Annotated in this window: 9 protein-coding genes and 1 tRNA gene; 7 read left to right on the top strand and 3 right to left on the bottom strand. The window is 62.2% G+C overall.

From position 1 onward, the window contains the following. The first annotated feature begins 341 nt into the window (after positions 1-341). Both NKJ08_RS03520 and NKJ08_RS03525 read left to right on the top strand, forming a co-directional pair. Positions 342-803, top strand: coding sequence for a mobile mystery protein A (locus NKJ08_RS03520; RefSeq protein WP_352781302.1), 462 nt, complete (start codon positions 342-344; stop codon positions 801-803). Next, entirely contained in the window at positions 800-1,396 is a 597-nt protein-coding gene (locus NKJ08_RS03525; protein ID WP_352781303.1) for a mobile mystery protein B, read from the top strand. The genes NKJ08_RS03520 and NKJ08_RS03525 overlap by 4 nt, the downstream gene beginning before the upstream one ends. A gap of 240 nt (positions 1,397-1,636) precedes the next feature. Here the strand turns inward: NKJ08_RS03525 and NKJ08_RS03530 are convergent. Together NKJ08_RS03530 and NKJ08_RS03535 are read right to left on the bottom strand one after the other, a co-directional pair. Then, positions 1,637-1,713: transfer RNA gene (locus NKJ08_RS03530), tRNA-Arg, on the bottom strand. A 47-nt stretch (positions 1,714-1,760) separates the two neighbouring features. Continuing rightward, positions 1,761-2,453 carry a winged helix-turn-helix transcriptional regulator gene (locus NKJ08_RS03535; RefSeq protein ID WP_254816613.1) on the bottom strand — a complete coding sequence of 231 codons (693 nt, stop codon included), beginning with the start codon at positions 2,451-2,453 and terminating at the stop codon, positions 1,761-1,763. Between the two features lie 338 nt (positions 2,454-2,791). Here NKJ08_RS03535 and NKJ08_RS03540 point away from each other — a divergent pair, with 338 nt between their 5' ends. The 4 genes from NKJ08_RS03540 to NKJ08_RS03555 all read left to right on the top strand — a co-directional run bounded on the left by NKJ08_RS03540 (position 2,792) and on the right by NKJ08_RS03555 (position 4,425). Next, entirely contained in the window at positions 2,792-3,118 is a 327-nt protein-coding gene (locus NKJ08_RS03540) for a DUF1330 domain-containing protein (protein WP_352529087.1), read from the top strand. Between the two features lie 121 nt (positions 3,119-3,239). After that, positions 3,240-3,770 (top strand): hypothetical protein, encoded by a 531-nt coding sequence (locus NKJ08_RS03545; protein WP_352529085.1) that lies wholly within the window; start codon positions 3,240-3,242, stop codon positions 3,768-3,770. Between the two features lie 170 nt (positions 3,771-3,940). Further along, positions 3,941-4,240, top strand: coding sequence for a hypothetical protein (locus tag NKJ08_RS03550; protein ID WP_352529083.1), 300 nt, complete (start codon positions 3,941-3,943; stop codon positions 4,238-4,240). 38 nt (positions 4,241-4,278) lie between these two features. Then, positions 4,279-4,425 carry a glycine zipper domain-containing protein gene (locus NKJ08_RS03555; RefSeq protein WP_352529081.1) on the top strand — a complete coding sequence of 49 codons (147 nt, stop codon included), beginning with the start codon at positions 4,279-4,281 and terminating at the stop codon, positions 4,423-4,425. Positions 4,426-4,497: 72 nt separating this feature from the next. Here the strand turns inward: NKJ08_RS03555 and NKJ08_RS03560 are convergent, their stop codons facing one another. Further along, positions 4,498-5,661 (bottom strand): M20 aminoacylase family protein, encoded by a 1,164-nt coding sequence (locus tag NKJ08_RS03560; RefSeq protein WP_352529079.1) that lies wholly within the window; start codon positions 5,659-5,661, stop codon positions 4,498-4,500. 270 nt (positions 5,662-5,931) lie between these two features. On the opposite strand from NKJ08_RS03560, the gene NKJ08_RS03565 reads away from it, so the two are divergent. Further along, positions 5,932-7,011 (top strand): D-alanyl-D-alanine carboxypeptidase family protein (locus NKJ08_RS03565; protein ID WP_352781313.1); only part of this gene is annotated, 1,080 nt, incomplete at its 3' end.

The raw sequence follows: 7,011 nt of genomic DNA on the forward strand, positions 1-7,011 counted from the left end.
GCGCCAAAGTGATCCAGACGATCTGAGGCTCCGGCGCCGGTTCCTAGCCCAATGCTCGATCCGCTCTCGGAAACCTTCCTCCACTGCGGCTGTCGGTCCATGAGGCGATAAACGAACGCGGCGGCGAGTTGATCGGTGTAACTTTCGTTTTTCGGTGTTTCGCCAGCCCAACGGAGAGACCGGCGTATCTGCTGCCCGCGAGCCGGCAGAACGTCCGCTTGGCCGATGGCTGCAGCCTATAAGCTGATTGATTGGGGACAAAATCTGTTTGTGACCTGATTTTATTGGCGACATTATCATGCTACAGACTGAAACTATCGGAAATAGAATCAGGCTGCAGTATGAAAAGCGACGCACGTCAACGCGCCAGGCGGCGGCTAGATGAACGGCTTTCAGGCCTCAAGCCAGAAGACCGGTTCCGCCCACCCCCCAAAGGCTGGATACGGGCGATCCGGGACGCGCTCGGCATGACGGGTGTTCAGCTCGCAACCCGGCTCGGCATCCGCCCGCAGACGGTCGAGGCCATCGAGAAGTCGGAAGCCAGCGGCTCCATCCAACTCAGCACGCTACGGCGCGCCGCCGAGGCGATGGACTGCACGCTCGTCTATGCGCTCGTGCCGAATGCCTCGCTGGAGGACGCCGTCAAGCAGCGCGCCCGAAAAATCGCCATCCGCGATCTTCAGCGCGTCGCCCACACGATGAAGCTCGAAGCGCAGGGGACCGGCGATGCCGGGAAGGAGGCGCGCATCGAGGCCTACATCCGCGATGCGATCAAGGAAAGAGACCTCTGGAACGAGCCGTGACGGATCTTTTCCAGGAACCGGAGGACGCAACGCCGATCACACCGGAGGAGCGCGAAGGTCTGTTGCAAAGCTGGATCACGCATCGAAGCGACCTCAACGAGGCAGAGCAGGAGAACATCCTTGACGGCGCAGCCTGGGCGCGCGCTCGACGCGGGCGCAGACCTGCCGACCTCCTGAGCGTGGACTTCGCCCGGACGCTGCACGAGCGCATGTTCGGCGATGTGTGGGGTTGGGCAGGACAGTACCGACAGACAGCGCGCAATATCGGCATCGACACCTACCGCATTCCGACGGAAACGGCTGCCTTGTTCGATGACGTACGCTACTGGGTGGAACACGACACCTATCCACCAGACGAAATCGCTATCCGGATGCACCACCGGCTCGTCGCCATCCATCCCTTTCCGAACGGCAACGGGCGTCATGCGCGGTTGATCGCGGATCTTCTGATCGAGCGGCTCGGCGGCGAGCCGTTCAGCTGGGGCGGCGGTAGTCTCGCCGACGTCGGCGAGCTGCGCGCCGCATATGTTGCGGCCCTGCAGGCGGCCGACAATCACGATATCGGGCCTCTTATGGCTTTCGCGCGGTCGTAGTTTTGGACTTTCATTTTAGGGCACGTGCAACAGCGTCGGATGGGGCACTGCTCCCGGCGCTCCCGGCGCTCCCGGAGCCGCCGTTCGGCCGCTTCTGCTGTTGCGCGTAAGTTCGCAGACCGCGCCGCTCCGGCGCGTCCCTCTACCGAACACCAATACTCACGCAAAAATTCGCCGTACTAATTGCCGTACTAATTTGGAGAAAAGTACGGCGGCCACCCGGTAAGTCTCTGAAAACTATGGTGATCCCGACAGGAATCGAACCTGTGACCTACAGATTAGGAATCTGCCGCTCTATCCTACTGAGCTACGGGACCATCACGCCCGACACATAACCGCTTCGGGACGTTTCGCCAAGAGGCAGCTAGGCCGCTCGCTTGGGTTCGACCGCAAACGGGCTCAGGCCCAGCCAGGTCTGCATTTTGCGGGCGATGTCCTGGTCTCCCGTCAGAACGACTTTCGCTCCGGCCTTCTCGACCGTAATGAGTCCCATCCAGATTTCGGTCATGGTGTGCAGGTCGGTCGAGACGTAGAGATCGACATCGAAGCCCGGGTCATACCAGCAGAGATCGACCTCGCCGTGCTTTTCGACGATCAGCCACCACGACCGTTTGGAGGCGGGGAGCTCCTGGTACAGAAATTGTATCACCGTGCGGCCGTCGGGCAGCGGTGACGCGTTCAGGTTGCGCCGCATGTCCCACATCAGCAGCGACGGATCGAGGTTCTTCAGGGACAGCCGGGACTCGACCCATTTCTGCCCCCAAAAACCCATCGCCTCGACGACGGAACGCAGATCCCTGCCTGCCTCGGTCATCCGATATTCGAAGATGCCTTTCTCGCCGCGCACCTCCTTGCGCTCGACGATCCCCGCCAGCTCGAGCTCCTTGAGGCGTTGCGACAGAAGGGTCGGCGACATTTTGGGGACGCCGCGGCGCAGATCGTTGAAACGGGTCGAGCCCGCCACCAGCTCGCGAAGCAGAACCATGGTCCAGCGGGTGCACAGCACCTCGGCGGCCATCGATAACGGGCAGAACTGCTTGTATCCGGACTGGGTCATGATGTTGTCTTCCCCTCAAACTTAGCCCGGATCATAACGCTTTCCCCGCGGCACGGCGAGTACAGAAACTGTACCGGCCAGTGTGGTGGATTTGACGTTCCTGCTTTCTGGGTGGCATCAGCGTTCAGGAACTTCAAATCCAAAACCACACTGGAATCCAAGCACTTGCTGGTGTGGCTTTTGAATCCGAAATTCGCTCGCTGCGCCGCTCCAAAGTGAAGGCGAATTTCGGATTCGCCACACCAGTACAGATCGCGGACTGGCTGGCGCGACCCTTGCCATGCGACCCCTTGGCCGCTGCACGGGATACCCCTGTGCACGACCAGGAGACATAACCCATGACCGCTTACGTTATCGCAGACATCAAGGTGAGGGACCCGCAGTGGATGCCGGCCTATGCCGCGTCGGTCCACGACCTCGTTCACAAGCACGGCGGCAGATATCTGTCGCGCAGCGGCAATGTGAAGACGCTCGAAGGCAAGCCGCTCGACACGACGCTGATTGCCCTGATGGCGTTCCCGACCGAGGCAGCGGCCCGCGCCTTCACCGACGATCCTGCTTACGCGCCCTTCGTTTCGGCCCGTCAGGGCGGCAGCGACAGCCGTTTTCAGCTGATCGACAATTCCGATCTGGCCGGAACCATCCCCTATCTGCCGAAGGGATGATCCTCCTCGGCGTTCGTCGCATCGGGACAGGGATCTCCGAGCAACAACAGCCACAGCGCCCACCTGCCGGACCTCCCTATTTCCGGCGGCCGGCCAGGTTGGGCTCTTCAAGAAGAATGGAATGAATATGACAATCAACTTTCGCAATAGATTTGTCGCTGCTGCTGCGCTGCTGTCGGCATGCACGGCGTTGGCGCAGGCCCATCAGACGGCGGCTGCTCCGGGCACCAATCCGCTGGCCGACAAGGTGCGGGCCGTCAACAGCCGCTTCGAGAACGTGGCGGCGGCGACCGCCGAGGGCTATGCGCCAATCCCCTGCGCCAGCGGCATCACCGGCGGCGCCATGGGCATCCACTACGTCAATCCCGGCTACCTCAAGGATGACGCGGTCGACGTCACCAAACCCGAAGCCGTCATGTACGAGCCGATGGCCGACGGGACGCTGAAGCTGATCGCGGTCGAATACATCACCTCGAAAGGCCCGGCATCGCTCGATGGGCATCTGTTCAACTTCAACAGCGCGCCCAATCGCTATGGCCTCGGCCCGTTCTACGAGCTGCATGTCTGGGCCTGGAAAGGCAACCCCACCGGCGCCTTCGCCGACATGAACCCGGACGTCTCATGCGAACCGACGACTGCCGCTAGCCAGTAGGCAACCGAGCCAGGCGGCGCCAATGCCGCCTGGCCTCGCGGAATTGCGGGAGCAGGGCTCAGATGCTTTCGGTCATCCCACCGTTGCCAGCAAGGGACGCAAAGATGGGATCGAGATAGCGGAACTTTCGGGATGCCGTCGCGCTTTAGTGTCCCGAAGGAGAGACCCGCATGAGCGCCACGAAAGAGTTCTTTGAAACCTGGCTGCAGGAGAATGTCGGCAATTTGCCGGCCGAGAGCGAAGTGAGCGTCGCCGTCCTGGCTCAGCAATTCGAGCAGGATGCCGACGCTGCCGGCTATGGTCACGAGGTTCGCGAAGACGAGCTCGGCAATATCCAGGAAGCTATCGAGGCAGCCCTGAAAAAGGCGAGGACAGGCGAACAGCCACAAACTGCCGCCCCTGCTGAAGAGAGCGACCTGGCGCCGGTCATGGAGGCGCTGGAAGTCGAGGATCCGAAGAGTGGGCCGTAGCGGTTGCGGCTCTCCCCTTCGACGCTACATGACCGGGCATGATAGATGCCAAACACATCACACTCGGCGTCGTGATCGGCGTGGCCATCGGCGTCGTGTTGGACAACATTGTTGCGGGTATTGGAATCGGCATTGCTCTGGGCATTGCCTTCGGCCTTGCCCGGAAGTCATCCGGCCGAAATTGACTATCAGAGCATTGTCCTGCCCGATTTTGCCGCCCAGAGGTGCGGCGGCTGCCGCCCGCCGATGCCGAACGGCTACGCCGCCAGTGCCGTCTCCGCAAGCTTCACCCAATAGCTCATGCCGTGCGGAATGACCTCGTCGTTGAAGTCGTAGGCCGGGTTGTGCAGGCCGGCGGTATCGCCATTGCCGATGAAGATGAAGGCGCCCGGCCGCGCTTCCAGCATGTAGGAGAAATCCTCGCCGCCCATCACCGGCTGGATGGCGCGGTGCACGTGGCTGTCGCCGGCGACGTTGGCCGCGATGTCGCTGGCAAAGACCGTCTCTTCCGGATGGTTGAAGGTGACGGGGTAGTTGGCATTGTAATCGACCTCGATTGTCGCGCCGAAGGCAGCGCCCAGGCCTTCGCAAAGCGCGCGGATGCGCTCTTCGGCCTTCTTGGCGACCTCCTTCTTCAGCGTGCGCACGGTGCCGGCGATCTCGGCGACCTCGGGAATGATGTTATAGGCGTCGCCGGCGTGGAATTTCGTCACCGAGACGACCACCGCCTCGACAGGATCGGTGCTGCGCGAGGCGATCGTCTGCAACGCGCCGACAAGCTGGCTGGTGATGACGATCGGGTCGATGGTGCCGTGCGGCATCGCCGCGTGGCCGCCCCGGCCCTTGACGGTGATGGTGAATTCGGCGGTCGCCGCCATGATCGCGCCCGGCCTGATGGCGAACTGGCCGACCGGCAGGCCCGGCATATTGTGCATGCCGAACACCTTGGAGATGCCGAAGCGCTCCATCATGCCGTCCTTGACCATTTCGTTGCCGCCGCCGCCGCCCTCTTCGGCCGGCTGGAAGATCACCGCGACGGAACCAGCGAAATTGCGTGTTTCGGCGAGGTATTTGGCGGCACCCAAAAGCATCGCGGTGTGGCCGTCATGGCCGCAGGCGTGCATCTTGCCCGGGACGGTCGAGGCATAGGATTTGCCGGTGATCTCATTGAGCGGCAGGGCGTCCATGTCGGCGCGCAGGCCGATGGTCGAGCCTTCGCCCTGGCGGCCGCGGATGATGCCGACGACGCCGGTCTTGCCCAAACCCGTCACGATGTCGTCGCAGCCGAACGCCTTCAGCTTCTCGGTGACGAAGGCGGCGGTCTTGAAGACGTCGAAATTCAGCTCCGGCGTCTGGTGCAAATGGCGGCGCCAGCCGGCCACCTCGTCCTGCATTTCGGCGGCTCGGTTCAGGATCGGCATGATGGTTCCATCTCGCGGTTGGAGCAGGCGGTCTTGACCTGCTGCTTTGCAATTGTGCCTGCTGCCTTGCAACCATGCACGCTGCTTTGCATTGTGCTGCTGCTTCCACATTGTGATCGGCAGCACTTTGCCATGTTGACGTCACATAGAGTAAATAGCACCGCGACTGTGGTCCGGGAACAGAGAGCCGGACTATTATCCTGGCGATCGTGTAACGAAATCTTACGGAGCCAGGGGCGACTGCGGCAAGAGGCTATTTCGGGTTCCATGATGCGCTACAGGCATTTCCTCAAACTGTTGGTGGCGGGCGCAGCTGTGCTTCCGGCGCTGGCCGGGCCTGCCTTGCCCAATCCGACCATCCTGTTCGACCTGAACAGCGGCAAGATCCTGCAGCATCAGGAGGCGTTCAGGCGCTGGTATCCGGCATCGCTGACCAAGCTGATGACCGCCTATGTGGCGTTTCGTGCGATTGCCGCGGGCGAGGTCCAGCTCGATTCGCCGATCAAGATGACGAAACATTCGGCCGGCGAGCCGCCGAGCAAGATGGGCTTCAAGCCGGGCTCGGTGATGCGGCTCGACAATGCGCTGAAGATGATGCTTGTCAAATCGGCCAACGACATCGCCATGGCGGTCGGCGAGAATATCGGCGGTTCGCAAGCGGCTTTCGCCGAGCGCATGAACGCCGAGGCGCTCCGGCTCGGCATGAGCGGGTCTCATTTCGTCAATCCGAACGGGCTCTATTCGCCGGACCAGTATACGACAGCGCGCGATCTCGCTCTGCTGGTCATGGCGATCCGCAAGGAATTCCCGCAATATGCCCCGTGGTTCTCGATCGAAGGGCTCGCCGTCGGCAACAAGGAGATCTCCAACTACAACCTCCTGATCGGCCGCTATCCGGGTGCCGACGGCATGAAAACGGGCTTCGTCTGCTCGTCCGGCTTCAACATGGTCGGCTCGGCGACCCGCAACGGCCGCACCCTTGTCGCCGTGGTCCTTGGCGAGCAATCGGCCGTCACCCGCGCCGAAGCGGCGGCAAAGCTGCTCGACCAGGGCTTTGCAACACCGGCGCCGAGCTGGCTGACGGTCGCGGCCCTGCCGGCCTACGGCGACACCATGTCGGCCAACGACATGCATGACGAGATTTGCAAGAAGAAGCCGGTCGAAGAGCAGTCGGAAGCCGCACCCGCGGTCGGTGACAAGGGCAAGGACGTGCCGAAATCGCCGTATCAGGAAAAGCTCGACCATGTACCGACGCTGATCGCCGTCGGCCTCGGCGGCGCCACGGGGCCGTGGCCGAAGGCGATGCTCGATGCCTCCGGGCACGAATATGCCGACGTGCCGCTGCCGACA

The organism is Mesorhizobium sp. M0244 (assembly GCF_040321795.1).
GTDB lineage: Bacteria > Pseudomonadota > Alphaproteobacteria > Rhizobiales > Rhizobiaceae > Mesorhizobium.